The sequence below is a fragment of the Cytobacillus sp. FSL K6-0129 genome, assembly GCF_038007625.1.
Taxonomy (GTDB): domain Bacteria; phylum Bacillota; class Bacilli; order Bacillales; family Cytobacillaceae; genus Cytobacillus; species Cytobacillus kochii.
The window spans coordinates 1,264,724-1,290,851 of the sequence record NZ_JBBOXM010000001.1; the positions used below are offsets into that span (position 1 = coordinate 1,264,724).

A 26,128-nucleotide genomic window follows, 5' to 3' on the forward strand; every position below is an offset into this window, starting at 1 on the left:
TAATATTCATATTAGTAGCTCTTATTGGTATAGGTCCAATGTTTAGCATTGCTGCACCAGACCCACACCGAGCCCCAATTTATAATTGGGGTTGGGGTTCATTGATTGGTATTTTTATTTTTCTTGTGTTGGTATCTGCTTATGTACAGTTAAGGATAAAAAAAGTTTGGGTGTTTTTAATATCCGTAATAGGCTTGATTGCTTTTTTTATTCTCACTTTACTATACTTATACCCTTTCGTTATGAATTTTTTTTAGAATTAACAAGGTAACAAGTGTTTGATTAAAGATTGCGATAATAGAAGAAGCAAATATTAAGCAAAAGAACTTCCATAAATCGGAAGTTCCTTTTTTCTATAAATATAAACATTAATTTTTAACATAGCTTATTGATAAAAGGTTATTGATGAATCGAAGGCATTTTCAGCTGATATCGCCCTTTTCGAATACATAATAGATAGGTCAAGCCTAAAGAAAATATGCTAAGCCAGAAAGTAAAATAACCGATTTGAGGAATATATTCATTAAGTACAGAATATCTCGGTAACATAAAGAAAACGTAGTCAATCACATCATTATGCAAAGTCCAGATAGCAGCAATTATAAGATGCCAAGCCTTTATGCGATAAAAAGGGGCATAGAGCACACCTTGTACAGCCATAGCACCATGGGAAATAATAAGCATGAGCGCCGTTATCTCCACTTCACCAGTCACTTGAAACACAAGTAAATTCATCACAACTGCCCAGATACCGTATTTCACGAGTGTAACAATTGCGAGTGCTTCAAAAATAGGCCAATTTCTACCTAATAAAAAGGCAATAAGAACAATAACAAAAAACAAACTAGCAGTTGGACTATCAGGAACAAATGGAAGGAATATTGCTGGTGTATCAACTAATTGCCACATATACCAATCGTAACCATATACAGTCCCGGCAATATTGATGATTAATAGAAGAATTAAAAAGCTTCGATTACCCAATATCGTATATATTTGTTTCATAGACTACCTCACTTACTACTTTTTATGTACGATACGAAAAGAAGCTGACAACTGCTGGTCAGCTTCTTTTTCACTTTATTCAGATTCTATACTGTCGATAAATTCGACCACTTTATCAAGTTCTTCATCACTACCTGTGAATATACCTGCTGGCATAGCTCCACGGCCGTTTTGAATCACATCTTTAATTTCTTCAGGTGATAATTCAACATCGATTAAAGCAGGTGCACCTGCACCACCTTGCAATTCATTACCGTGGCAAGTTAAACAAGTATTCGCTTCCATGAGCTTATACCCCTCTGCCTCGGTATCGACTTCAGCATCAGCAACGATTTTCCCTTGTTCTGCTGCAGCCTCCCAGTCATGGTGAGCAACTGATTCCCATGTAAGGAAGGTAACCCCCGCCAATGCAAGTAACATAAAACCTGTGGCAAAAGGACGTTTTGAAGGTCTACGTTCAGGACCGCGATCGATAAATGGCGCCAATGCAAGTGCACCAAATACTAATCCTGGAATAATAAATGCACCAATAACATTATATGGTCCTGATGCATATGTGTATTTTAGCAATTGATATAAGAATAAGAAATACCAGTCTGGTAGCGGAATATAAGCTGTATCACTCGGATCCGCGATTTTTTCAAGCGGTGGTTCGTGCGCAATTGTTAAACATAAGAAACCTACTAGGAAAACGGCTCCTACCATCCATTCTTTCAGTAAGAAGTTTGGCCAGAAAGCTTCTGTTTTGCCTGGATATTCCGAATAATCTTTCGGAATGAAAGTCTTACGTTCAGCAGATATACGGGAATCACCTACGAATTTCATTCCTTTTCCGCGATGCATGTAATAATTCCCCTCCTTTTAATAGAAGATTTCATTTTACAATGGACCAGAAATACCTTGTTTACGAATCATAATAAAGTGAGCAGCCATTAAGCCAAATAATACTGCTGGTAGGAAGAAAACGTGAATGGCGAAGAATCGTGTTATCGTTTGAGCTCCGACAATAGATGCATCCCCAGCAATAAGTGTTTTTAACATTTCACCAATAAATGGAGTTGATTCGACAATTTGAATGGTAACTTTTGTTGCAAATAAAGCTTTCATATCCCATGGTAATAGATAGCCTGTTAATCCAAGTGCTAACATTACAAAGAATATTCCTACTCCAACGAGCCAGTTTAATTCACGTGGTTTTTTGTAAGCACCTTGGAAGAATACGCGTAAAGTATGTAAAAACATCATAACAATAACTAAGCTAGCTCCCCAGTGATGCATGCCACGAACAATTTGTCCGAATGCTACATGGTTTTGTAAATAATACACAGACTCCCAAGCATTTTTGATATCTGGAACATAGTACATCGTTAAGAACATTCCAGATAAGATTTGAATGACAGTTACAAAGAACGTTAGACCTCCGAAGCAGTAAACAAACGCCGAAAAGTGATGCGCTGGGTTTACATGCTCAGGTACTTCGTGGTCAGCAATATCTCGCCAAATTGGCGTAATATCCAAACGTTCATCAATCCAATCATAAATTTTATTGAACAATGATTACGCCTCCTTATCGCGGTTCTGCCTTACCTAAGTGTAAGAACCCATCTACTTCTTTTGTTGGAAAAACATCAAGTGCTGCAATTGGTGGTGTACCTGGAACATTTGTACCATCTTTTGTATAAAGACCTCCGTGACAAGGACAATAGAAATGATTTTCATTTGCCTTATCTCCATTCCAGTTAACTGTACAACCTAAATGTTTACATACAGGTGATAATGCGACAACTTTATCATTCTCATCTTTGTAAACCCATGCAGTTCCAGTTTCTTCCGAAGAATACCAGCCATCTTGTTGTTCAAACGAATAGTCAACCCTAGTAGGCTCAGTTGTTAGGTCAGCTACCTTCTGATTTGTTGCAATAAAATCGCTTTCACCTTTCTTTTGTAGGACCGGATCTACTGCAAACCGCACCATAGGTAACAACATTCCTGCTGCCATGAATCCGCCTACACCTGTGAGTGTGTAATTAAGGAATTGACGTCTTGTCACACGATTTTTGCTCATACTTTTCCCCCCTCTATTATGAAGTTAAGTCCAACGGACAAAGTTCAACACAATATAAAACTAGGACATACCAATGATATATCAATCTTTATGGAAGGTCAATATAATCCTTCACTGAATCATCACAACTATGAGATTTATGTGACTCTTCAATCATTATTCTGCCATTTTTTCACAAATACATTCAGTAATTGTTTTACCTGATCTTCCAAAATTGAAAGCTTGTACTGATCATCCATGTTATCAAGCGGAATTGAAGGCATCCAAATTAACCCTCCATCTAACTGTTCTTCTACAGTTTTCCAATCACTATCAGAAGTTATGTAAAAAATATGTTTAAAATCTTGAGAAATTAATTCTTTTTCCCATTCTATTAAATCCGCAAGCCGTTTTTCCTCAGAAATTGTCTTTAGATAGCTCATTCCTGGTAACATAAGAATTCTGCCTTTAAATTGCTTTTCAAGTTGCCCAGATAAGAGGTTAATAAATTCGGTCATTGCTACTGTTTGCTTTATATCATCTGCAAAAGATACCGGATAAAGAGGAAGTATGACTGTATCAATATAATCTCTTTCTTTCAAAAACAATTGTATATCCTGTGTATGCCACTTCATCCTAATCACTCCAATTACGCCTTAATATTCCTTATTTATCATACCACGGAAATGACCTTCTATCAAAAGGCAACAGTGTCTATTTTTTGAACATTTCAGAATTAATTAAATATACTTTTTATACTTAGACGACGATGGTAAAGGGATTATAAATATTCCTAAGATTCATTAGCCTCTTACATGCCCATTGTTTTAATTAAAACCTTAAAACTCTAGAATTAAACTCAAAAAGCTTGGTGCTTTATTAGGACTTTCCGCATTCGCTTTTCACAAGAATAATATGCCCCCTGTTTTCATTTCATCATCTATTCGTCTTAACATATAATGAAATCAAAAAAAAGATATGACTCCCTTGAAAAACAGGAAGCATATCTTTTTTATCTGTACTTTTCTATAAATATAAAGAAAAAACCTATGTTTGAAGTTTATTCAATTTTGTTGTTAATTGAATAAATCTTTCTTTATCTTGTTTATCTAATGCCTCATCAATTTCTTTGAGTAATTTTTCCTTTTGAAAACGCGCTAAGCTCTCTGTTAAGAATCTTTCAGCTATCATACGGTCTTTTTCACTTATTCTTAATGTCTTTGGCATAAAAGGATTTTCTTCTAACACCGCTGCATATTGATGAGCTTTATTGGCAGCATGGAAGTTCAACTGAATAAATATATCTTCTTCTCTATTTAAGCGGATATCATGAAATGACTTTTCTGCGTCAGTTGTCATTACATTCTCTTTGTAAAAACGAAAAGGCGCTTCATCGACACAATGTGTAGACATAATTAATCCTCTCGGACAATACTGAGCCTGTTCCACAAAATGAACCTTCTCCATTAATTGATCATGACTCATTAAGTAGTTAAGAATCCAAACACACTCTCTTCTTTTTAACTGATAATGATTAAGAAACCAACGAATAAAGTCTTTCTTTTCATTGACAGATACAGGGGCCGTCATTTTGATTCCCTCCTCTGCTGCAGCTTTAATTTTTTTTACTTAAGCTTCAGGTAGACTTTCTGATGATGCAAACCTCTACGACTCATCTGAAAGCCGCTGCAGGATATCCTGATATTCTTCGTTGTGAGGTTCCAAACGAGTAAGCTTACTAAAAAGTTCGGCAGCCTCCTTTCGTTTTCCTTCTTCAATTAGAAAATATCCATAGTCTGCCAAGAAATCCGGCTGCTGTTTAAAATAAGTATATGCTTCATTGTATTTGTTTAATGCCTGTGAATATTCTTCTATTTCTTGATAACTTTTTGCTGCATCCCATAATAGTTGTGGATCAATCACTTCTGCGCTTTGCATTAATTCTGCAATTTCAATTACATCATTGAAACGCTCGTTATTCATAAAAACTTTATTAATCACAATAGCAGCATCAATATATTCTGGATCAATCGCTAACGCTTCTCTTAGGAGGTCAACTGCTAGTTGTTCATCTGGAATTTTCAAGGCTAGCTTACCACCATAAAAATAAAGTTCTTTATTATATTCATCTTGTTTAATTCCCAGTTTTACTGTTGCTAAAGCTTCTTGAACTTGTTCTTCACGTTCATATGCCTTTGCCAGATGCAAATACAGCGAGTGAAATTCTGGATCTATTTCTTTGAGTTCATTAAATTTCTCAATGGCTACTTGATTATAACCAGCTTGTAAAGCTGTGAATGCATAGCTAAATAGCGTATGTATTTCCAACTTTTCTTCAAGCGCTTTTTCATAATAAGGCAATGCTTCCTCAAAAGCTCCACCTGCACTTAAACTTTCAGCCATTCTTTGGTTAACGTTTACACCGCCAATAAGCTCCTTTTTTGTCAGTACTTTTTCATATAATTTAATTGCTTCTAAAAATTTTCCTTGCTCTGCACTCAACTCACCTAAGGCAAAATCGATAATTGGCTCATCGGGAAGTATCGCTTTCGCATCTAATAACTTCCTTTCACTGACCTCATATAAACCTTCCATCTGATATAAGTCTGCCAACAATAATAAGGCTTGGGGATAACTAGCATCTTGTTGATTTACTTGCTCTAATACGAGCACTGCTTCTTCTTCATTTCCTAGATCAATGAAGATTTCTGCTTTCATTACAAGCAGTTCGCCTTCCTCAGGGTAGGCATCTAACAGCCTCTCTATTAGTTGGTGTGCCTCCTTTAGAAACCCATATTGCATCAGTTCTTCCGCTAAAACAAACCTTTCTTCATGTGTACCGTGAGAAAGTATTTCTTTATATTTTTCTAATGCCTCATCATGTAACCCATTTTCTAACAAGGCAATAATCTTTTTTACTTTATCCATATCTATATCCTTTCAATACTATTATGATAGCTGGTAGTATGATGGTGTCTTAATCATGACTCTCTTACCAAATCCTTCAAGCGGATGATGCCAATCACCTGCCCGTAAGACTCTCCCACGTAAACATGAGATGACCAGCCTCTCTCTATGATAATGATATACATCTAATTCTTCAATATTTGTGATTTCCCTGCCTCGTTTGTAAAAATTATAATTCGCTTCTAATCCAGGTTGTAATTGTGTTTTAAAAGGGTATATACCGATTGTTGCTTGCGTTTGCTCATTGATTAATTCACCATTTCTCAATGGATGAGCCACATATGGCAGGCGATGCTTTTTCATATAATACACCCACTTTTGTTGCAGTAAACGGTAGTCTTTTTCATTATCAACATGCTTAAAAATAGGGATTAAGGTACTAAAGTAAGGAAAGAACGCTTCTTTCACCCATCCCCATGGCATATCGTCTAAATCATTGATTCCCGTTATTTCCACAAAAACAGCAGGAATTTTTTCTTTTCTTAATAATCTTATCATGTCTGGTTGCAGTGAAGCCAATGGCAATTGCACCCCTAACAAATAATCAATTGGAGAAATTTTCAGCTTATCATCCAACAGTTGGATAGCTGACTTTAATTGATGTTTATAGCTTATTTCCACCTTCGTCATAAACACTAGACATCCCTTTAAAATCAGCTCAGAAAGAAAGAAGTTAGGCATATCGTCAGGTATTTTCTCAACATACTTAACAAGGGTAGGAGAAATCACGTACGGGTCTCCGTCTATTTTCATATACGTATATTGCCTAAAGGGTGCTTCTCTAACGGCAAGGATTTTCTCATTACCGATAACGTAAGAGGTAGGAACATAGGCGCCCTTGCTTTTATTCTGCCGATAAACGTTCTCAATCATATATACCATTTATCATCATCCTTATCTCATCTTTTTAGACAAGCTATGATGAAAACAAGAATATATGATTAGTTTTTACATTTCGCTCACAAAAAGAAAAACTTGTGGTGCATACCGTATGTCATCATTGGCATGTACCACAAGCGAATAGATATGATTTATTTTACTAATAAATGATCAATATGATCAAAGAAGCTTGGATATGAAACAGCGATAGCATCTGGCTGATAGAGTTCTATATCCCCGTCTGAAATTAATGAAGCAATGGACAGCATCATACCAATACGATGATCACCATAGCTCTCGACAGTTCCTCCCGATAGAGAAGTTTGACCTTCAATAATCATCCCATCATCAGTTGCTTCAATATTTGCTCCTAGTTTTTTCAACTCATTCACAACTGTATCAATACGATTCGTTTCTTTTACTTTTAATTCTTGCGCATCTTTAATAATCGTTTTCCCGGTAGCTTGTGTCGAAAGTAGGGCAATAATTGGTATTTCATCAATTAATCTCGGAATCTTATCTCCGTCAATTGTCACACCTTTAAGTTCAGATGTTTCAATAAAGATATCACCCGCAGGCTCCTCGTGACCGTTACTCTCATAAGGCTCAATCGTCATTTTTGCACCCATTTCTTTTAGTACATCAATGATACCTGTTCTTGTTGGATTTAAACCCACATTTTTAAGGATGATTTTACTATTAGGTACGATAGCTCCTGCTGCTAGGAAAAAGGCAGCTGAGGAAATATCTCCTGGTACAATAAGATTCGTTGCTGTAAATGACTGACCACCTTCAACTGAAATCGTTCCATTATCATTTGAAACATTTCCACTGAAGGCATGAATCATTCTTTCTGTATGATCTCTCGTTTTTTCAGGTTCAATAATCTTTGTTGTCCCTTTTGCTTGTAATCCAGCAAGGATGATGGCAGATTTCACTTGAGCACTAGCTACTGGTAAAGTGTAGGTGATTGATTCAAGCTCACCACCAGTAACAGATAAGGGAGTGAACTCACCTGATTGACGTCCCTCTATTTTAGCACCCATCTCCTTTAAGGGTCCAACCACTCTTGTCATAGGACGTTTACCAATGGACGAATCACCGATTAAAACACTATGAAAAGGGCGCCCAGAAAGGATACCCATAATGAGACGAATGGTTGTTCCTGAATTACCGACATCAAGCACTTCTTCTGGTTCTTTTAGGGCGTCAATACCTTCACCATGAATAATAACTGTTTGATCTTCATGCTCTATTTTAACACCAAGTTTTCTAAAACAAGCAATTGTACTAAGGCAATCTTCACCAGCTAAAAAATTCTTAACGACTGTTTTACCTTTTGCAATTGAACCGAACATAATCGACCGATGAGAAATCGATTTATCACCAGGGATATGAATCTCACCAGATAATCCATTATGTGTAAAATTCAAATTCTTTACACTCACACTTAATCACCCTTTTTTTTAACATAGTTACATGCCAATTGTATGTTCAAAAGATGTTTGTCTATTTATGCAATCTATTGCACGATCACGATCCTCTTCTGTTTGAAAGCTAATCACAAGCACGCCAGTTATTTCTTCTCTCGTTTCTCTAATACTAATATTTGTGATACTAATCTCTTCTTTTGCTAAATAGCCAGTAATTTCCGAAATGACCCCTGGATAATCAGGGACATCGACAAATAGGTCATAAAAGGCCGGAATGGCTCCTTTTTGTTTTTGTGGCATTTCATCACGAAAGGTTTTGGCAGATTGAAAATATTGAAAGATCTCTTCATTATCCGCAGTAGTAAGCATATCATAGACATAGTTCATTTCTTTTTTCCAGTCTTCTAATAAACCTAATAACACCTCATTATTTTGCAAGAGTATATCACGCCACATCGCTGGGCTACTAGAAGCAATTCTTGTGATATCCCTAAAACCACCTGCAGCAAGACGAGGAATGAGCTTTTGTGTTTGACTACTCTCTTCTGCTCGACGAACGAGAGAAGCAGCAATAATATGCGGGAAATGACTAATCACACCTGTTAAGTAATCGTGCTCATGTGGTGTCACTGTAATAAACTTAGCCTTTGTACTTGTCAGCCACTCTTTTAAACGATTGATTTTCTCTTCCGTAATATGTGGTTCAGGTGTTAAAAGATAGAAGGCATTCTCAAATAAAAGTCGTCTGGCTGCAGATACACCACTCTTATGTGAACCGGCCATCGGATGACCGCCAATGAATGTAAAACCTTTTTGTTTTAAATAATTGGCAGATGATATAATTTCTTTCTTCGTACTTCCCGCATCGGTTATAATTACATCTCTTTTAAGATTCATGTGTGCGAGTTCTTCTACTATTCTTTTTGTCTCATTTACTGGTGTAGCAATAATAATCAGGTCAGCCTTCTCAGCACCTTCACGAATAGTTGAAACTGACTCATCAATTACACCCAACATCTTACCGAGTTTTAACTGTTCTTTATTTACATCATAACCGCTACATTTGGCTTCAAGATGAGTATGCTTAATTGAAAGTGCAATAGAACCACCGATTAATCCTAGACCAATAACAAATACTTGTCCATTCATGTTTTAACACACCTCTTGTTAGAAAACTCATTGATTGACGAAGGTATGAGGGTAAACTATTAAATAGAAAAACACCACTACCCTACAAATACTTTTTCGTGTAAAACAATTTCAGAGACGAATTTCGCCTCTGAAATAAAAAATTCCTAATTAAGATACTGTCTTGATTTCAGATAGAAATTGAGACATCGCTTGTATAACACCGTCATTTTGTTCCTTTGATCCAACTGTTACACGAACAGCTGTAGGAAACCCTAAGGCTTGACCCGATCTAACAATATAGCCCTTTTCTAATAGTGATTGAAACACGCGATTTCCCTCCACAGCAAAGTCGATCAAAATAAAATTTCCTTGGGATGGGTAGTAATCTAATCCGTTTTCCTCACAAAATTGATAAAATTGCGCTAATCCACTTCGATTTTCTTGTCTACATTTTTCAATGAACACATCGTCAGATAATGCTTGTATAGCTACCTCTTGACCGAAGCGGTTGGCATTGAATGGTTCCCTGACTGGCTCTAACGCGCGAATGAGTGGTGCTTGAGCAATCCCGTAACCAATACGTAGGCTAGCAAGTCCATAAATCTTAGAGAAAGTACGAAGAGCGATGACATGTGGAAAAGCCTCAACAATTTTAATGGAATCATGATAATCTTCTGCTGTCGTATATTCACAATACGCTTCATCTAGTACAACTAATACATCTTCAGGAACTTTACTTATAAACGCCACTAGTTCATCGTTGGGAATATAGGTGCCAGTTGGGTTGTTCGGACTACAAACCCAAACGATTGCTGTTTGCTCATCAATTTGCGCTAACATATTCTCTAGATCATGTTGCCCTTCTTTAAGCGGTACCTCACGTACCTCCGCTCCTTCAATGATTGCATTATGTTTATATTGAGGAAAGGTTGGTGTAGCCATAACAGTATTTGTTTCAGGACTTAATAATGCACGAGAAAGCATCATAATTGTCTCATCCGAGCCATTTCCAAAGATTAATTGATCCTGACTCACACCAAGATGACTAGCTAGGGCTTCACGCAAATTTGTAGCATAGCCGTCCGGATATAAAGCAAAAAATGCAGAAGGTTGCTGAATTGCCTCTGACGCTTTTGGTGAACAACCGAAGGGATTTTCATTAGAAGCAAGTTTTGTTATTTCACTTAGGCCATATTGTTTTTTTACTTCATCTATAGATTTTCCAGGTTGGTAAGGGGTCAAATTTAATATTTGCTGCTTCCACTTCATTTTCCTCATACTCCTCTTCTTTATCTATTTAATTCTTGTTGTAAATCCGGTCGTAATGATACTGCATTTCCTAAATAAATATGAGAAATTTTTTCTTGAGCAATCTCCGTGTTCACATGCATCATTACCCGAATACATTTTGTTAAACCTTTTGGAACAGGAATTTCTCTCATACACATGACTGGCACATATGTCCATCCCTCAATTGCCCGGAGCGCCTTTGCTGGAAAGGCTTCTGTGATGTCATCTGTTACAGAAATAAATACACTTACGACAGAATGTGCGTCTATATGATTCTCCTTAATCATTTCCCGTAGCAACTGCTCGGTAGCTGCCACTATTTCTTTTTCTTCATTCTTTTCAACAGTAACCGCACCTCTCACCCCACGTATCACCTTTATCCCCCCTTATGAAAGCTTGCCAATTCTTCTAGTATGATTTCATCGGAAATATCCTCTAAAACTGGTTTCCCGATTCTGGTTAACAACACAAACTTTACTTGGCCTGCCACACTCTTTTTATCTTGTTTCATTCTTTTTAATAGTTTTTCATGACTTATATGATCGGGAATCGTGGTTGTATATCCTAAAATCTGTAACCATTGTGTGAAATCTTCTACATTAAATGAAAGATTTAATTTTTTCTGACTTAATTTAAGAGCAAAAATCATTCCAACTGCGACCGATTCACCATGCGTCCAACCGCCGTAGCCCATTTCAGCCTCAATCGCATGACCTAATGTATGACCAAAGTTTAAATATGCTCGCACACCTTTTTCTTTTTCATCCGCTGCGACAAACTCTCCTTTTATTTCTATGCCTCTTGTTAAAAAGGATGAAAGTAACGTAGGAGAAAGTTCTTCTAGCGTATGGAGTTCACTACGCATCTGTGCATAAAACACTTCATCATGAATGAGTCCATGCTTAATTACTTCAGCGAACCCTGAGCGTTTTTCTTGCAAGGATAGTGATTGCAAAAATTCTAAATCATAAAAAACTGCTTCCGGCTGATGAAAAGAACCAATCATATTCTTTCCTAAAGGATGATTGATGGCTACTTTACCACCTACTGCACTATCGTGAGCAAGAATGGTAGTTGGTATCTGTATAAAAGGGATACCTCTCATGAATGTAGAAGCAACAAACCCTGCCAAGTCACCAATTGCCCCTCCACCTATTGCAATAATAAGCGATTTTCTATCGAGCTTTTTCTCAAGTAAAAAGCCGGTAATGTCATAATAGACATCAAAAGTCTTGGCATTTTCTCCGCTAGGTGCAATGTAAACGGAGAAGGGCAGCTCACTAAAAGCTGCCTTTAAGTCGTTCCAATAAATATCCGCTACCTTTTCATCAATAATGATGCCAATATTGGTGACTTCCTTCATATTTTCTTGAATGAATGCTTGTACACCATGAATAGCACCGCTACCAATAACGACTGGATAAGAGTGATGTTGAGTTGAAATTTGCAGCTGCACCATCTTTAAAACTCCTTTGCATACCGTTTTTGATCGGCAATTATATCCTTTAACGTCTCAAAGCGATCTGCATAGAATTGTTCAACAATCGCGCTTGCTAACTCCCAAGCAATTACATGCTCTGCCACTACTGCCGCCGCTGGTACTGCACAACTATCTGAACGTTCAATACTAGCATTAAAAGGCTCTTTCGTATCAATATCTACACTTTCTAATGGTTTATATAGTGTTGGTATAGGTTTCATTACACCTTTAACAACAATCGGCATACCAGTTGTCATACCTCCTTCAAAACCACCAAGATTATTCGTTTTACGATAATAACCTTTCTCCTCACTCCAAGCAATCTCATCATGTACTTGACTACCTGGCTTTCTAGCGGCTTCAAAGCCAATACCAAATTCAACACCTTTAAAGGCATTTATACTCAACATCGCATAAGCAAGTTTTGCATCTAGTTTACGATCATAATGAACATAACTACCAACTCCCGAAGGCATACCTTCTACAACTACTTCAACGACACCACCAATAGAATCACCATTCTTCTTGGCATTGTCAATCGCTACCATCATCTCTTCTGCTGCTACACTGTCTAAACAACGAACTGGAGACTCTTCAGTTATTGTTTTTAATTCTTCCATTGAAGAATAACTTTTCACATTTGAGACGATTCCACCGATCTCCACAACATGCCCCACAACTTCAATGCCTAAAGATGATAATAACTTTTTCGCTACAGCACCCGCTGCAACTCTCACTGTTGTTTCTCGAGCTGATGAGCGCTCTAATACATTTCTCATATCTCTATGACCGTATTTTACAGCACCATTTAAGTCCGCATGACCAGGTCTCGGTCTTGTTATTTTTCTTTTTACTTCTTCTAATTCCTCCGGTTCAATTGGTGCTTGCCCCATAATCTTAGTCCAATGCTTCCAATCATCGTTCTCAACGACAAGGCCAACCGGTGATCCTAATGTATATCCATGTCTAACGCCGGATGTAATCTGAACAGTATCTTTTTCAATTTGCATTCTACGGCCACGACCATATCCTTTTTGCCTTCTTGCAAGTGACTCATTAATATCTGTTTCTAGTAATGGCAACCCTGCAGGCAAGCCTTCAATAATTGTTGTTAATTGGGGTCCATGTGATTCCCCAGAAGTTAAATATCTCATTACTCTTTCTCCCTTCAACGCTTTAAAGGATTATGTATCAATATAACATATGAACATCTATAAACATAGTATAAATTTAAAAATAATCTTTTATTTCTATAAAAATTATGTAACTAGTTAGGTTGAAAAGCCTATTTATTTTATTAACGGCAGTCCGCTTGTCTTTTTATAAAAAAAAGATTGCTGATTTTTCAAGTCATATAGAGAGGGATTAAATATTTGTTCCGTACTTCCGACAAATAAGTAACCACCATTTTTAAGTGCTTTACTAAATTTGCTATAAATCATTGCTTTTGCTTCTTCGGTAAAATAAATAAGGACATTTCGACAAATAATTAAGTCATAGTCTTTTAAAAAAGAATCGGCAAGTAAATTTTGCTTTTGGAAGACTACTGTTTGTTTAATCTCATCTGATAGAATATATTGTTTTCCTTCTTGAAAAAAATACTTCTTTTTCATTTCATCAGGTATCTCCTGAAGAGAACGTTCATGGTAAATGCCTGTTTTCGCTCTCAGTAGTGCAGATTCATCAATATCAGTAGCAAAAATTCGGATTTTTGAAAGAGGTAAATATTTAGATAAGATCATCGCTAGTGTGTATGGCTCCTCTCCTGTTGAACAGGCAGCACTCCATAGCTTCAATGGCTCTTTCTTCTGTAACAATGGAGGTAGTATTTCTTTTTCTAACACTTCCCACCTCTTTCGATTTCGGTAAAACTCAGAGACATTAATCGTCATACGATCTAAAAACTCAGCCAACAGCTTTTTGTCTTTAACCATCGCAAGATATAACTGGTTAAAAGATGTATACCCCTTTTTATCATAGAAAGCTTGGAGTCGCCTTTTCATTTGTGTTTCTTTATATTGAGCCAAATCAATACCCGTATATTGTTTAACCTTTTCAATAAATTGCTCATATTCATGTTCGTACATGAGGTGTACACCTCCCTTATAAAGCTACATTTTCTATCTAGTATAAAACAAAAGTGCAAATAATGTTGAAATTTTTTTGAATTGCCGTAAATAATTCGATCTGCTTTATAAAAAGTATACAAAAGATCAACGGAGAGTTTATCGTTTTCTCTCTACTCTTGATAAAGCAGCTTAATGAATTGTCCTTAACGACTTTGCTCAGCTTTCTTTTTTCTCTTCATGGATGCGTTATTCCCTTTGGCACGCTATCTTTTCGTTTTTTAATCCAGACGGATGCGTAATACCATTTTGCTACGCCATCTTTCTCTTTTTCACTCCAGATGGACGCGCTAATCCCTTCTCCTCAACTGTATATAAACACCAAAATTATTAGAGCCATTATTTAAGCAAAAAAAACGCCTGGCAATTGCCAGACGTTTTTAGAGTGAATAGATTAGTTAGACCAATCGTTAATTAACTTTTTGTATTCGACAATCTGCTCTTCTTTAAAGAACAGACCGATTTCACGTTCTGCACTTTCTTTTGAGTCTGAACCATGAATAACATTCTTACCAACAGTTACTGCGAAATCGCCACGGATAGAGCCTGGTACAGCATCTTTAGGGTTAGTTGCACCCATCATTTGACGAGCTGTGGCAATCACATTTTCACCTTCCCAAACCATTGCAAAAACGGGTCCAGAAGTAATGAAGTCTACTAATTCACCAAAGAAAGGACGCTCTTTATGCTCTCCATAATGCTCTTCTGCAAGCTCAGTAGGAATACTCATTAACTTTGCGCCTTTTAGTTGGAAGCCTTTCTTTTCAAAACGAGAAACGATTTCTCCAATTAAATTACGTTGTACACCATCTGGTTTAACCATTAAAAAAGTTTGTTCCATTTTCAAACACTCCTCTTGCTCTATGTATTATTTATCATCCATAATCCATCAAAAATATTATCATTGTTTTGACAATTTAGCAACTTCCAATTGATAAAATGACAGTTTCGATTAAAACTTTCTTTTACCAATTGTTTTCGCAATATCTCGCAGTAAATTTTTTGCGCGGTTTTGTGGAAGCTCAGCAATCAATTTTAGCGCTTTTTCAAGGTATAATTCACTTAATGTTAGGCTACGATCAATCGCATCGGAATTTTTTATCAATTCTAATGCTCGCTCAATTTCTGCTTCTGTTGAATGGTCAGTTATTTTTACTAAATTGTCTTTAATAGCAGGTGTTTCCATAGCAAGTAATACAGGTAAAGTAATATTCCCTTGCTTCAAATCACCACCAGCAGGTTTCCCTAGCTCTTTTTCTGTCCCCACAAAATCAAGCACATCATCAATAATTTGATAACTCATTCCAATATAATAACCTATAAAATATAACTTTTTATGTAACTCATCCTCTACATCAGCTGCGATCGCTCCTAATTGACAGCTCGCTGCAATGAGGATAGCGGTTTTTCTTCTAATTCGACGTAAGTATTTTCGCAAATTTTGATTAAATTGAAATTTATCCTCAATCTGTTCAATTTCACCTAAACATAATTCCACAAGCGTATGAGCTAAAATTTGGTGCGCAATCGGCTTATTAATGTTAGAGAGAACATCCAGGGCTCTCGCAAAAATATAATCACCGGTATACATAGCAATCCGGTTATCCCACCTAGATTTAATTGTCGGCTGTCCGCGACGCAAATCTGCATCATCAATTACATCATCATGAACAAGTGACGCCATATGGATGAGTTCTAATGAAACTGCTACATTTTTTATGTTATTAATATCATAGTTGCCAAATTTACCACCAAGTAAAACAAATACTGGTCGTAATCTTTTTCCACCAGCCTGTAATAATGAAAGGGATGCCTCATGAAGCAAAGGCGATTCAGCCTGTATAGTGTCCTCTAATTCTTTTTCAATAATATTGATGTCAGCATTCAAAAAAGAATAGATCATCTTTAATTTCATATCGATACTCACCCAGCTTTAAATCCTTCATGCACATTCATACTTGTCAATGATGAATTACATTTCAGAACAAATTATTATTTATGTCCAATATGGACCGCCGCGACGCCACCAGTATATGGCTTATACTCAACATCACGAAAACCTGCTTTTTTAAACATTCCCGCTAATTCTTTTATACCAGGAAAATCTTTAGCAGACTCTTGTAACCATGAATATTCCTCATAGCTTTTTGCAAAGATTTTACCAAATGCCGGCATAATAAAACGGAAATAAAAACGGTAGCCTTGTTTAAAGCCAATCATTGTTGGTTGAGAAGTTTCTAAGCAAACAGCTATCCCACCAGGCTTCACTACACGATACATTTCCTTTAAGACTTGCATATAATCAGGAACATTCCGTAAGCCGAATCCGATTGTTACATAGTCAAAGCTATTATCAGGGTATGGTAATTCCATCGCGTTTCCATGGACTAATTCTATGTTCTTGATTGGGTGGTTGCTCACCTTCTCTTCACCAATCTTAAGCATATTTTTGCTAAAATCTAAACCAATGACTTCCCCATTTTCACCTACAGCTTCTGATAATGCTATCGTCCAATCGCCCGTTCCACAACAAATATCGAGCGCTTTTGCCCCAGGCTTTACATCCATTCGTTTCATCGTATCTTTCCGCCAGCGCAGGTGCTGTTGAAAACTAATGACTGAGTTCATCTTATCGTAATTACCATATATTTTTTCAAATACTTTATGCACACGTTCTTCTTTCGATTGTACCATGTATTTAACCTTCCTCTACAAATGATTGAACAGCTTCTTGTTGCTGGCTTTTCATCCATTTTAGTTTTTCTCTAAATAGCTCTGTATGTTCGCATTTATCAATGGATTGCTCAATTTCTTTAAAGGATAAGGAGACGTATTTATCACAAATATGAATAAGACTTTGTTTATTATTATGCAAAGTAAATGGTACACTTTGCTCTGTCTCAAATAATTTAGATAAAGCGTCAAATAAAATGGACGGTTTACCAGCTAAAAATTGCTTTTTCTCGAGTAACACTCTATTAATAAAAACAAGATTTGCTGCTAATTCACCAAGCTCACCTCTATTGTAAAAGTGAGTAATACGATCAAATAAAGAGGACTCCGTCTTTTTTAAAGACTCCATTAACGATTCTACAGTAACTCTGGCATGGCTATAAACAGAAACTTTATGTTCATTTACTTCCATAATTCCTTCAGCTAAAGTACGTATCATAAAAATATCATCTATTTCAGCTAAAATTTGGTAGTATAATCCACTATAATAAGTTCCTGCTAAAATGGTGAGCTGCCTTCCCTTTAGACGCTCTAATGGAAGAGGTTCATTTTGAACGCTTTCGTGTGTATCAAGGGCGATTTGCACAAGCATGGTCGTTATGATATATTTATCTGCTTTAGATTTCGGTATTTGCAGGTTATCGACAATAAACATGATTAAAAGAAGCTTGTCTTCGTCAATATATGGTTGTTGAATGATCTTTGACATATAAGGTTGACGCGTTTTTTTCTGAAGAACTTCCTTTAAGTTCATTAATCGTGTATTCATATCTTGTAGTTTGGCGTTCTTGTTTGCATTCATTATATATTCCCCCGATACGGGCAATCCTTATGATCGACATATGAACCAATCATTTACTAAAGATTATTTATAGTAGCACTTCCCTTTTACATTGCCCAAAAAGTGACTTAATTGTTCTCCCTTAGACATAAAAAAAGCCTCTCACTTTTATAAAATCATTGCGTCCATTCCTTTTTTAAAGCTTATTTAACTTGAATGGTAGAGCGCTTGACTTCAATGATAAGCCAGTGACAATTATATCATAAAACAAAGTGACTTGTTAGGGGAATATAAAGGAAAGGCATATAAATTCATGTCAATCGATCATACCTTTAAGCTTTCTTTTCACTTTCTACTTCTCCATATGCTGTTACGATGGACGCATGCCCCCGTATTTTAATAGCAGAAGTATGCTCTGTAAATTGAGCAATCATGACTTCTCCCTCATCTAATTTCTCCGAATGATGAAACCTCGTGTCTGAGCCTCTTGTTAAACCAATCACATTTACGCCATCTTCTTTTGCTTTAATGACGACATATTCATTGCCAGGATTTGTTCTCTCCATTTGAGTCACCTCTATCCTATTACCCTTTTATAAATGACAACACTTCTGCTCTTGTATTTCCATCTTCCGCAAAAACACCTCTAACCGCAGAGGTGACTGTTTTACTACCAGGTTTTTTCACACCACGCATGGTCATACACATATGTTCTGCCTCTACGACTACCATCACACCATGAGGATCTAATTTATGTAATATTGCATCTGCTACTGTAGCTGTAATGCGCTCTTGAAGTTGCGGTCTTCTTGCAACAGTTTCTACAGCCCTTGCTAACTTGCTTAATCCCGTCACCTTACCATTTCTAGGAATATAAGCAACATGCGCCTTCCCAAAGAATGGGACAAGATGATGTTCACACATTGAAAAGAATGGAATATCTTTTACAAGGACAAGTTCTTCATGGTCTTCACCAAAAACGGTTTCAAAATATTCTTCAGGGTCCTGGTGTATGCCCGAAAACACCTCTTCATACATTTTTGCTACTCTTTTTGGTGTATCTAATAACCCCTCTCGGTTCGGATCTTCTCCAATAGCGTCTAATATAAGCCTTACAGCTTCTTCAATTTGAGCGCGATTTACTTCTGACATTCAGCTACCTCCTATTACGGAACTATAAACTATTATCTTACATGCTAGCATAATTATTTCCTAACAGACAAAAAGTTATAGAAAAATAAAGGATAAACTTTCTTCCTTTTAGGATACTATTATATAAATGAACACAAGTACCGTCAAACTCCTATGATGGTTTTGAGAAAGAAATCTATATGTTAAGTACAAATAGTAGTAAAAAACATAGTTTTTTATAACTCATTCATAAAATGGTCATTCACTTGATATGGTGGAAAGTGCATTGATTTTGTAAAGAGAATGAAGATCAAGAATCATTCATTTTGTTGTAAGTCAGTTATTGGGGTCTTCTTAATCATTTAACGAAGAGAAAAAAATCCGTAGTCTTTAGCCCCTTTACCTTTGTGGATTGCACTACTGTTGTATGGGACTAGGCAATGTTTGAAATTAATCGTAAATTTATAAGAAAAACCGCGAAAAAAATTCGCGGTTTTTCCTTAAGCAATTAATTATGTAATTAATTACTTTACTGCATCTTTAAGCGCTTTTCCTGGTTTGAAAGCAGGAACTTTGCTTGCAGCGATTTCGATTTCTTCGCCAGTTTGTGGGTTGCGGCCTTTACGTGCTGCACGTTCACGAACTTCAAAGTTACCAAAACCAATTAGTTGTACTTTATCACCATTTTTAAGTGCATCAAGCACTGTATCGAAAACAGCATCAACTGCTTTAGTAGCATCTTTCTTAGAAAGCTCGCTAGCTTCTGCAACTGCATTAATTAGTTCAGTTTTGTTCATTACTTTCACCTCCTCCCAAAAAATATCGTAAACCCAGTAAAATAAAGATTCCTTACATTCATTTGTAAACAAAATTACTGAATTCTATACGTTGTAACGCATTTTTGTTGAAGCAGAAACTTATCATATCTCAAAAAAAGAAGAATTTCAACTTTTTTGATGCAAAAAGCCTTATTTCATAAGGGTTCTTACCGTTACAACGTTAATTCTGCTTAAAAGATTATCATAATCAATTGAGCATATCAAGGATATTTCATGATTTGATGGCAATCTTTTCTTATTTGAAACAAATTTGTAATAAGGGGAGAGAAAACCCGTCAATCTAGGCTTAAAGCTTGACAAATTTGTAGAGATAAAAAATGTAAGCTCTTTCATTTTCATAGTGTAATTCTTTATAAAGAACAAACCAAAGTAACCATACTGTATTTTTATTCGTTTCTATGTTACGAAAGGTTGATTGGTCTTTTTATAGGGTAATTCAAATAAGACTTCTACCGAAATTCCACGCTTCTGTCATTTTAGATAATACTTTATTTATCAACAAAAGTATACTAATCCGTTTTATACTTTTATTACCCATAAAAAAAAGACAACTTTTCATCCGAATAGAATGAAAGTCGCCTTTTATTTCTACAAAATAATGGCAATGAGTCCCCCAGAGCCTTCGTTTATAATTCTTTCTAAAGTCTCTTTGAGTTTATATCTAGCATTCTCAGGCATCAATGATAACTTTGCTTGGATTCCTTCTCTAACAATCGAGCTAAGCGATCGACCAAAGATATCTGAATTCCAAATTGAAAGCGGATCATCTTCAAAGTCTTGCATTAAGTAACGAACTAATTCTTCACTTTGTTTCTCTGTTCCGATAATCGGAGAAAATTCAGATTCAACATCAACTTTGATCATATGAATCGACGGTGCAACAGCTTTCAAGCGTACACCGAACCTTGAGCCATGCCTTGTTATTTCAGGCTCATCTAAACTCATATCAGACAGTGATGGAGCTGCGATGCCATATCCTGTCTGTTTCACCATTCTAAGCGCATCTGAGATTTGATCATATTCTGATTTTGCATGGGCAAATTCTTGCATCAGTTCAAGAAGATGATCTTTACCACGTATTTCAACACCGACAATTTCTTTTAATACCTCATCATATAAATCATCAGGCGCATATAAATCAATTTCAGCGATCCCTTGACCCATTTCTATACCGGCTAAGCCCGCACGATCAATAAATTCGAAATCACTAAACTGATGTACAACACGATCAACATCTCTTAACCTCTTAATATCTTTGACAGTCTCTTTTACGGCTTCTTGATAACTCTCACGTAACCAATGATCTTCGTGAAGGACCATTACCCAACTTGGTAAGTTTACATTTACTTCTAAAACAGGGAATTCGTACAACGCTTCTCGCATCACGCTATATACATCAGATTCCCTCATTCCTTCTACACTCATAGCAAGTACAGGGATATCATATTTCTCTGATAGCTTCAAACGAAGGTCCTCAGTTGCCGGATGGTGTGGTTGCACACTATTGATGACCATAATAAATGGTTTTCCTACTTCTTTAAGCTCTTCAATTACTCTTTCTTCAGCCTCGATGTAGTTTGCACGAGGAATTTCTCCAATTGTACCATCGGTCGTAATGACGACACCAATTGTAGAGTGTTCTTGAATGACTTTTCTTGTACCGATTTCAGCAGCTTCGTGAAATGGAATCGGCTCCTCATACCAAGGAGTATTAATCATTCTTGGACCATTTTCATCCTCATATCCTTTTGCTCCTGGGACTGTATATCCAACACAATCGACAAGACGGATATTAACCTCCAATCCTTCATCCACATGGACATTAGCAGCTTGATTCGGCACAAACTTCGGTTCTGTAGTCATAATTGTTTTTCCTGCTGCACTTTGAGGGAGCTCATCCTGGGTACGTGCTCGATCAGCCTCATTGTCCATATTTGGGAGGACTGCTAGCTCCATGAATTTCTTAATAAATGTCGATTTTCCAGTACGGACTGCACCTACTACTCCAAAATAGATATCACCGCCTGTTCGTTCGGCAATATCTTTAAAAATATCTACCTTTTCCAAGTGATCCCCTCCTGAATCATGAGTTAGTGGGATAATATTATCCAATAATTTATATTTGTACACTATATATCTATGATGTTGTCCGATATGAATATGCCAACTTTTTAAAAAAATCCCCTTTCTCACTTTTTCTTTATGCAATCAATAGTTGCTTTTCATTATTGTATTAAAAGAGAAAAAAAACCCTCCCTCTACAATATATTTTGTAGAGAGAGGGTTATGACTAATTCACTAAAAATATTGGTTCATTCTTTTTTTCATCTATTGTATACGGTAATGAATAAGATGGTACAAAAGGTGAATCTTCGACTAAATGGAAGCGTATATCATTGTTTTCAGCTTTAATATCCCCAGCCTCCATTAATTGCATTAAGTCGGTACGATAATCAACGAATACTTCTCCGTCGGTTGTCACCACATACGATAGTTCGTTACCACTAAACGGGCTAACAGCTTTCGGTTCATCATTATAACCGATTTTAGAGAAATCTAATGAGTATACATTTTCACCGATATTATCCTTATATGGTGGATATCCTTCCATGCGAATTCGGAGAGTAATATCTCTTATTTCATCAGCAATACGTAAATCAGACAATTTCACTTTCGGATCATCTTCAACATCAATCAGTACATATTGAAAAACGCCTCCAGATTCAAATGCATTGCTAGGATACTCAGCCATGTATTTTGGTACAAGTTTCTTAAAATCAATTGGATATTTTTGAAAAAGCGGTGTATCTTCTTCGGTCGTTTTTATAGGTAATAGACCACCTGTCTCATCTTGATATTGCTTGATGGCTGTTTGTACGCGATTAATTTCATCCTCGTAAGGAATTTGATTTTTTGCTCTTTCTTCTTCTGGGTACATACATCCAGATAAAAGAAGGGTAATGAGTATAAATAAGCTAGTTACATAGCTCTTTTTTTTCATATACATCAACCTTTAATTATGTATTTTCAGGGAGAAACCCCTTGCGATGTTCTATTCTGAAACGGGACCGCTAAATACGACTAGAAAAATAATGAGACCACTTACTACCATAAAACTATAGGCAAATAGAGCAGTTACCCCTTTCAATACCCCATTTTTCAACTTAAAACGACTTAAATAAATAAGTAAGATAGCAATAAACATAAAGCCCATTGAAGCAAGGGCAATCCACATTTTCATTAAACCAGGTGACATCTCATTCACTCCTTTTTCCGAATTGTATTATACCATACAGTTCGTTCGCTTTGACAGCATTATCAGATAATTTTATGTATTGCAGTAAAAGGCAAGCAATTATTGGACTACTCTAATATTCTCAATATCCATTTTAGGAATCCCCTAATTGACTTCTTATTCTCCATATTAAATGAATTGTAACATAGCAAGTAAAGTACAAAAAAATAACCGAGGAATAAGAAGGGGCTTCCTTATCCTCGGCAAATGACTAAAATACCCTATTCACCCTGTTCATTTTACCAGTTTGCTTCAAAGGCATTGTATGCAGAGGATAAGCCGCCCGTCTCCTCATATGCCTATATTTTTATAAACAGCACCAAATTATTAGTTAATCTTGATTTTGAGCCATAAAAATATCCGCAATATCTTCCATTTCATTTGTTTTTGTACGTGCCATTAGACGGTCAACTCCATCTTTAGCATCGATATCATTAAATAAAATGTCATATAGAACAGATGTTATGGGCATTTGCACATCGTATTTCTCTGCTAATTGATAGGCTGCTCTTGTTGTTCGAACGCCTTCAACAACCATACCCATATTTTCTAATACTTCGTCTAAGTTTTTGCCTTTGCCTAGAAGATTCCCTGCACGCCAGTTTCTCGAATGAGTACTTGTACAAGTCACAATTAAATCACCTATGCCAGCTAGACCTGAGAAAGTTAGCGGACTTGCGCCCATTTTTACACCTAGTCTTGTGATTTCTGCTAATCCTCTAGTTACTAGCGCAGCTTTAGCATTATCTCCATAACCAAGTCCATCTGAAATGCCAGCTGCTAATGCAATAATATTTTTTAAAGCGCCACCAATTTCAACGCCAACAATATCTGGATTAGTGTATACTCTAAAGTTTTGATTAATAAATAAATCTTGGACTTTTTCAGCTGCCTTCATATTTTTAGAGGAGACAGCTACAGTTGTCGGGTGGCGCAAACTAACTTCTTCTGCATGACTAGGCCCTGATAGTACAACCACATCTTTTAAAAGGGATGTAGGTGTCACTTCTTCAATCATTTCGGAAATTCTTTTTGAAGTATCTGGTTCAATCCCTTTACTCACATGGACGATGGTCAACGGTTCTTTTCTCACTTCAGCTATGCTCTGTAAAACTTCTCTAATCGCTTTCGTAGGTACAGCTAAAATGATTGTTTCGATACCTTCTAATACTTGATCAAGCTTTGTATAACCTACAATATTTTTTGGTAAAGTAATCGCAGGTAAATATGCTTCATTTGTATGGTTCTCATTAATTTCTTTGATTTGTTTTTCCTTGTGACCCCATAAACGCACTTCATGGTCATTATCTGCCAGCACCATCGCAAGGGCTGTACCCCAACTTCCGGCACCAATAACAGCTATTTTATCTTTTTGACTCATCTTGCATTCACCTCATTTCAATTCATTTCGCCTATTTAAAAGAAGGAAAGGAACCGCCAATCTGAGAAAAACATTAGTCGAGCGGATGAATAGTCATTTTTTTACCTTTACTAATTGGCATATACTAAAGAACCGGTGGTCCCATAAAGCTAGAAACATAATTATGTAAGAGACAGCTTATTATGAAATGATGAGTCATCAAATCATACAGCTGTCCGCTTTTACTATGCTAATAGTGAATAGTTTATTTTCGTTCTCTTGCAATAATTTTAATTGGCGTCCCTTCAAATCCAAAAGCATCTCTAATTCTGTTTTCAAGAAATCTTTCATAAGAGAAATGTAGAAGCTCAGGATCATTAACAAACACAACGAAGGTCGGCGGTTTGATTGCTACTTGGGTAGCATAGTATATTCGCAGCCTTCTTCCCTTATCTGTTGGTGTTGGGTTCATAGCTACTGCATCCATTATAACATCATTTAAAACATTTGTTTCCACGCGCATCATATGATTTTCACTAGCAATGTTCACCATTGGAATCAATGTATGAATTCTTTTCTTTGTCAATGCTGATAGAAAAACAATCGGTGCGTAATCAAGGAATTGGAAATGATCCCTAATATTTTGTTCGAACTTCTTCATCGTTTTCTCATCTTTTTCAACAGCATCCCATTTATTCACAACAATAATGACAGCCCTACCAGCTTCATGTGCATAGCCTGCAATTCGCTTATCTTGTTCAATGATTCCTTCTTCTCCATCTAGTACAATGAGAACCACGTCAGAACGTTCAATGGCCCTTAAAGCACGTAACACACTATATTTCTCAGTTGTTTCGTACACTTTACCTTTTTTCCGCATACCCGCTGTATCTATAATGACATACTCATCACCATTATACTTAAGCTGTGAGTCAATCGCATCTCTTGTCGTTCCAGCTACATTAGAAACAATAACGCGATCTTCTCCTAGAATAGCATTTACTAAAGATGATTTCCCCACATTTGGTCGGCCTATAAGCGAGAACTTTATGACATCATCATCGTATTGATTTTCCTCATGATTAGGGAAGCTTTTAGCTGCCTCATCTAATAAATCACCCAAACCTAAACCATGTGATCCTGAGATTGGAAACGGTTCACCAAAGCCCAGGGAATAAAAGTCATAAATCATTTGTCTCATTTCTGGATTATCAATTTTATTGACCCCAAGAACAACAGGCTTTTTTGCTTTATACAAAATTTTCGCTACTTCTTCATCCGCAGATGTCACACCTTCACGACCGTTTACTAAGAAAACGATCACATCAGCCTCGTCGATAGCGATTTCAGCTTGTTGACGAATTTGTTCTAAAAAGGGCTCGTCCCCAATATCTATGCCACCTGTATCAATAATATTAAAGTCATGAGTTAACCATTCTGCAGAACTATAAATGCGATCTCTTGTAACGCCAGGAATATCTTCAACGATTGAAATTCGTTCACCAACAATTCTGTTAAAAATAGTAGATTTTCCTACGTTTGGACGTCCGACAATTGCCAGTACTGGTTTTGTCACGAACATCACCCCTCAATTTCATTAAAATACTTGCTTATATTAATTTAATGTAAGCAAA

The 26,128-nt window shown here is 36.5% G+C and carries 27 protein-coding genes; all 27 read right to left on the bottom strand.

The features are described 5' to 3' along the window. Positions 1 to 399: 399 nt before the first annotated feature. Positions 400 to 1,005 carry a DUF1405 domain-containing protein gene (locus tag MHI57_RS06070; protein WP_340975391.1) on the bottom strand — a complete coding sequence of 202 codons (606 nt, stop codon included), beginning with the start codon at positions 1,003 to 1,005 and terminating at the stop codon, positions 400 to 402. Positions 1,006 to 1,080: 75 nt separating this feature from the next. Continuing rightward, on the bottom strand, positions 1,081 to 1,848 hold the full coding sequence (locus MHI57_RS06075; RefSeq protein ID WP_095372771.1) for a menaquinol-cytochrome c reductase cytochrome b/c subunit: 768 nt from the start codon (positions 1,846 to 1,848) through the stop codon (positions 1,081 to 1,083). Between the two features lie 36 nt (positions 1,849 to 1,884). Further along, positions 1,885 to 2,559, bottom strand: a complete 675-nt coding sequence (gene qcrB / locus MHI57_RS06080; RefSeq protein WP_095372770.1) for a menaquinol-cytochrome c reductase cytochrome b subunit — start codon at positions 2,557 to 2,559, stop codon at positions 1,885 to 1,887. Positions 2,560 to 2,572: 13 nt separating this feature from the next. Beyond that, positions 2,573 to 3,070, bottom strand: coding sequence for a ubiquinol-cytochrome c reductase iron-sulfur subunit (locus MHI57_RS06085; RefSeq protein WP_095372769.1), 498 nt, complete (start codon positions 3,068 to 3,070; stop codon positions 2,573 to 2,575). Between the two features lie 149 nt (positions 3,071 to 3,219). Beyond that, positions 3,220 to 3,684: a YpiF family protein gene (locus tag MHI57_RS06090; RefSeq protein ID WP_095372768.1), complete on the bottom strand. Its 465-nt coding sequence runs from the start codon at positions 3,682 to 3,684 to the stop codon at positions 3,220 to 3,222. Positions 3,685 to 4,096: 412 nt separating this feature from the next. Beyond that, the gene (locus tag MHI57_RS06095) at positions 4,097 to 4,639 is read right to left on the bottom strand and encodes a ReoY family proteolytic degradation factor (protein ID WP_095372767.1); all 543 of its coding nucleotides are present in this window, start codon (positions 4,637 to 4,639) and stop codon (positions 4,097 to 4,099) included. A 75-nt stretch (positions 4,640 to 4,714) separates the two neighbouring features. Continuing rightward, positions 4,715 to 5,977, bottom strand: a complete 1,263-nt coding sequence (locus MHI57_RS06100) for a tetratricopeptide repeat protein (protein ID WP_340975394.1) — start codon at positions 5,975 to 5,977, stop codon at positions 4,715 to 4,717. A gap of 21 nt (positions 5,978 to 5,998) precedes the next feature. Next, positions 5,999 to 6,898: a hypothetical protein gene (locus MHI57_RS06105; protein ID WP_340975395.1), complete on the bottom strand. Its 900-nt coding sequence runs from the start codon at positions 6,896 to 6,898 to the stop codon at positions 5,999 to 6,001. 149 nt (positions 6,899 to 7,047) lie between these two features. Next, complete coding sequence (gene aroA / locus MHI57_RS06110) at positions 7,048 to 8,343, bottom strand: 3-phosphoshikimate 1-carboxyvinyltransferase (RefSeq protein WP_340975397.1); 1,296 nt, start codon at positions 8,341 to 8,343, stop codon at positions 7,048 to 7,050. A 27-nt stretch (positions 8,344 to 8,370) separates the two neighbouring features. Beyond that, positions 8,371 to 9,477 carry a prephenate dehydrogenase gene (locus tag MHI57_RS06115; RefSeq protein WP_340975399.1) on the bottom strand — a complete coding sequence of 369 codons (1,107 nt, stop codon included), beginning with the start codon at positions 9,475 to 9,477 and terminating at the stop codon, positions 8,371 to 8,373. A 150-nt stretch (positions 9,478 to 9,627) separates the two neighbouring features. Beyond that, the gene (gene hisC / locus MHI57_RS06120) at positions 9,628 to 10,728 is read right to left on the bottom strand and encodes a histidinol-phosphate transaminase (protein ID WP_322909557.1); all 1,101 of its coding nucleotides are present in this window, start codon (positions 10,726 to 10,728) and stop codon (positions 9,628 to 9,630) included. A gap of 20 nt (positions 10,729 to 10,748) precedes the next feature. Next, positions 10,749 to 11,123 (bottom strand): chorismate mutase, encoded by a 375-nt coding sequence (aroH, locus tag MHI57_RS06125; protein WP_095372762.1) that lies wholly within the window; start codon positions 11,121 to 11,123, stop codon positions 10,749 to 10,751. A gap of 2 nt (positions 11,124 to 11,125) precedes the next feature. Continuing rightward, complete coding sequence (gene aroB / locus MHI57_RS06130; RefSeq protein ID WP_095372761.1) at positions 11,126 to 12,208, bottom strand: 3-dehydroquinate synthase; 1,083 nt, start codon at positions 12,206 to 12,208, stop codon at positions 11,126 to 11,128. 2 nt (positions 12,209 to 12,210) lie between these two features. Beyond that, positions 12,211 to 13,383 (bottom strand): chorismate synthase, encoded by a 1,173-nt coding sequence (gene aroC / locus MHI57_RS06135; protein ID WP_095372760.1) that lies wholly within the window; start codon positions 13,381 to 13,383, stop codon positions 12,211 to 12,213. A 135-nt stretch (positions 13,384 to 13,518) separates the two neighbouring features. Next, entirely contained in the window at positions 13,519 to 14,316 is a 798-nt protein-coding gene (locus MHI57_RS06140; protein ID WP_095372759.1) for a CheR family methyltransferase, read from the bottom strand. A gap of 433 nt (positions 14,317 to 14,749) precedes the next feature. Then, positions 14,750 to 15,196, bottom strand: a complete 447-nt coding sequence (gene ndk / locus MHI57_RS06145; protein WP_095372758.1) for a nucleoside-diphosphate kinase — start codon at positions 15,194 to 15,196, stop codon at positions 14,750 to 14,752. A 111-nt stretch (positions 15,197 to 15,307) separates the two neighbouring features. Next, complete coding sequence (hepT, locus tag MHI57_RS06150) at positions 15,308 to 16,270, bottom strand: heptaprenyl diphosphate synthase component II (RefSeq protein ID WP_095372757.1); 963 nt, start codon at positions 16,268 to 16,270, stop codon at positions 15,308 to 15,310. 77 nt (positions 16,271 to 16,347) lie between these two features. After that, a complete protein-coding gene (locus tag MHI57_RS06155; protein WP_095372756.1) occupies positions 16,348 to 17,049 on the bottom strand; it encodes a demethylmenaquinone methyltransferase in 702 nt (233 codons plus the stop codon). 4 nt (positions 17,050 to 17,053) lie between these two features. Then, complete coding sequence (locus tag MHI57_RS06160; protein ID WP_095372755.1) at positions 17,054 to 17,890, bottom strand: heptaprenyl diphosphate synthase component 1; 837 nt, start codon at positions 17,888 to 17,890, stop codon at positions 17,054 to 17,056. 311 nt (positions 17,891 to 18,201) lie between these two features. Further along, positions 18,202 to 18,435, bottom strand: coding sequence for a trp RNA-binding attenuation protein MtrB (gene mtrB, locus MHI57_RS06165; RefSeq protein WP_095372754.1), 234 nt, complete (start codon positions 18,433 to 18,435; stop codon positions 18,202 to 18,204). 19 nt (positions 18,436 to 18,454) lie between these two features. Next, positions 18,455 to 19,021 carry a GTP cyclohydrolase I FolE gene (gene folE / locus MHI57_RS06170; RefSeq protein WP_095372753.1) on the bottom strand — a complete coding sequence of 189 codons (567 nt, stop codon included), beginning with the start codon at positions 19,019 to 19,021 and terminating at the stop codon, positions 18,455 to 18,457. 503 nt (positions 19,022 to 19,524) lie between these two features. Beyond that, positions 19,525 to 19,797 carry a non-specific DNA-binding protein Hbs gene (hbs, locus tag MHI57_RS06175; RefSeq protein WP_066200607.1) on the bottom strand — a complete coding sequence of 91 codons (273 nt, stop codon included), beginning with the start codon at positions 19,795 to 19,797 and terminating at the stop codon, positions 19,525 to 19,527. A gap of 630 nt (positions 19,798 to 20,427) precedes the next feature. Then, positions 20,428 to 21,906: a stage IV sporulation protein A gene (gene spoIVA, locus MHI57_RS06180; RefSeq protein WP_095372751.1), complete on the bottom strand. Its 1,479-nt coding sequence runs from the start codon at positions 21,904 to 21,906 to the stop codon at positions 20,428 to 20,430. A gap of 223 nt (positions 21,907 to 22,129) precedes the next feature. Then, positions 22,130 to 22,840, bottom strand: coding sequence for a hypothetical protein (locus MHI57_RS06185; RefSeq protein ID WP_095372750.1), 711 nt, complete (start codon positions 22,838 to 22,840; stop codon positions 22,130 to 22,132). 51 nt (positions 22,841 to 22,891) lie between these two features. Continuing rightward, complete coding sequence (locus MHI57_RS06190; RefSeq protein WP_095372749.1) at positions 22,892 to 23,095, bottom strand: DUF2768 domain-containing protein; 204 nt, start codon at positions 23,093 to 23,095, stop codon at positions 22,892 to 22,894. Positions 23,096 to 23,465: 370 nt separating this feature from the next. Then, a complete protein-coding gene (locus MHI57_RS06195; RefSeq protein ID WP_340975410.1) occupies positions 23,466 to 24,515 on the bottom strand; it encodes an NAD(P)H-dependent glycerol-3-phosphate dehydrogenase in 1,050 nt (349 codons plus the stop codon). 244 nt (positions 24,516 to 24,759) lie between these two features. Next, positions 24,760 to 26,070: a ribosome biogenesis GTPase Der gene (gene der / locus MHI57_RS06200; protein ID WP_095372747.1), complete on the bottom strand. Its 1,311-nt coding sequence runs from the start codon at positions 26,068 to 26,070 to the stop codon at positions 24,760 to 24,762. Positions 26,071 to 26,128 lie beyond the last annotated feature (58 nt).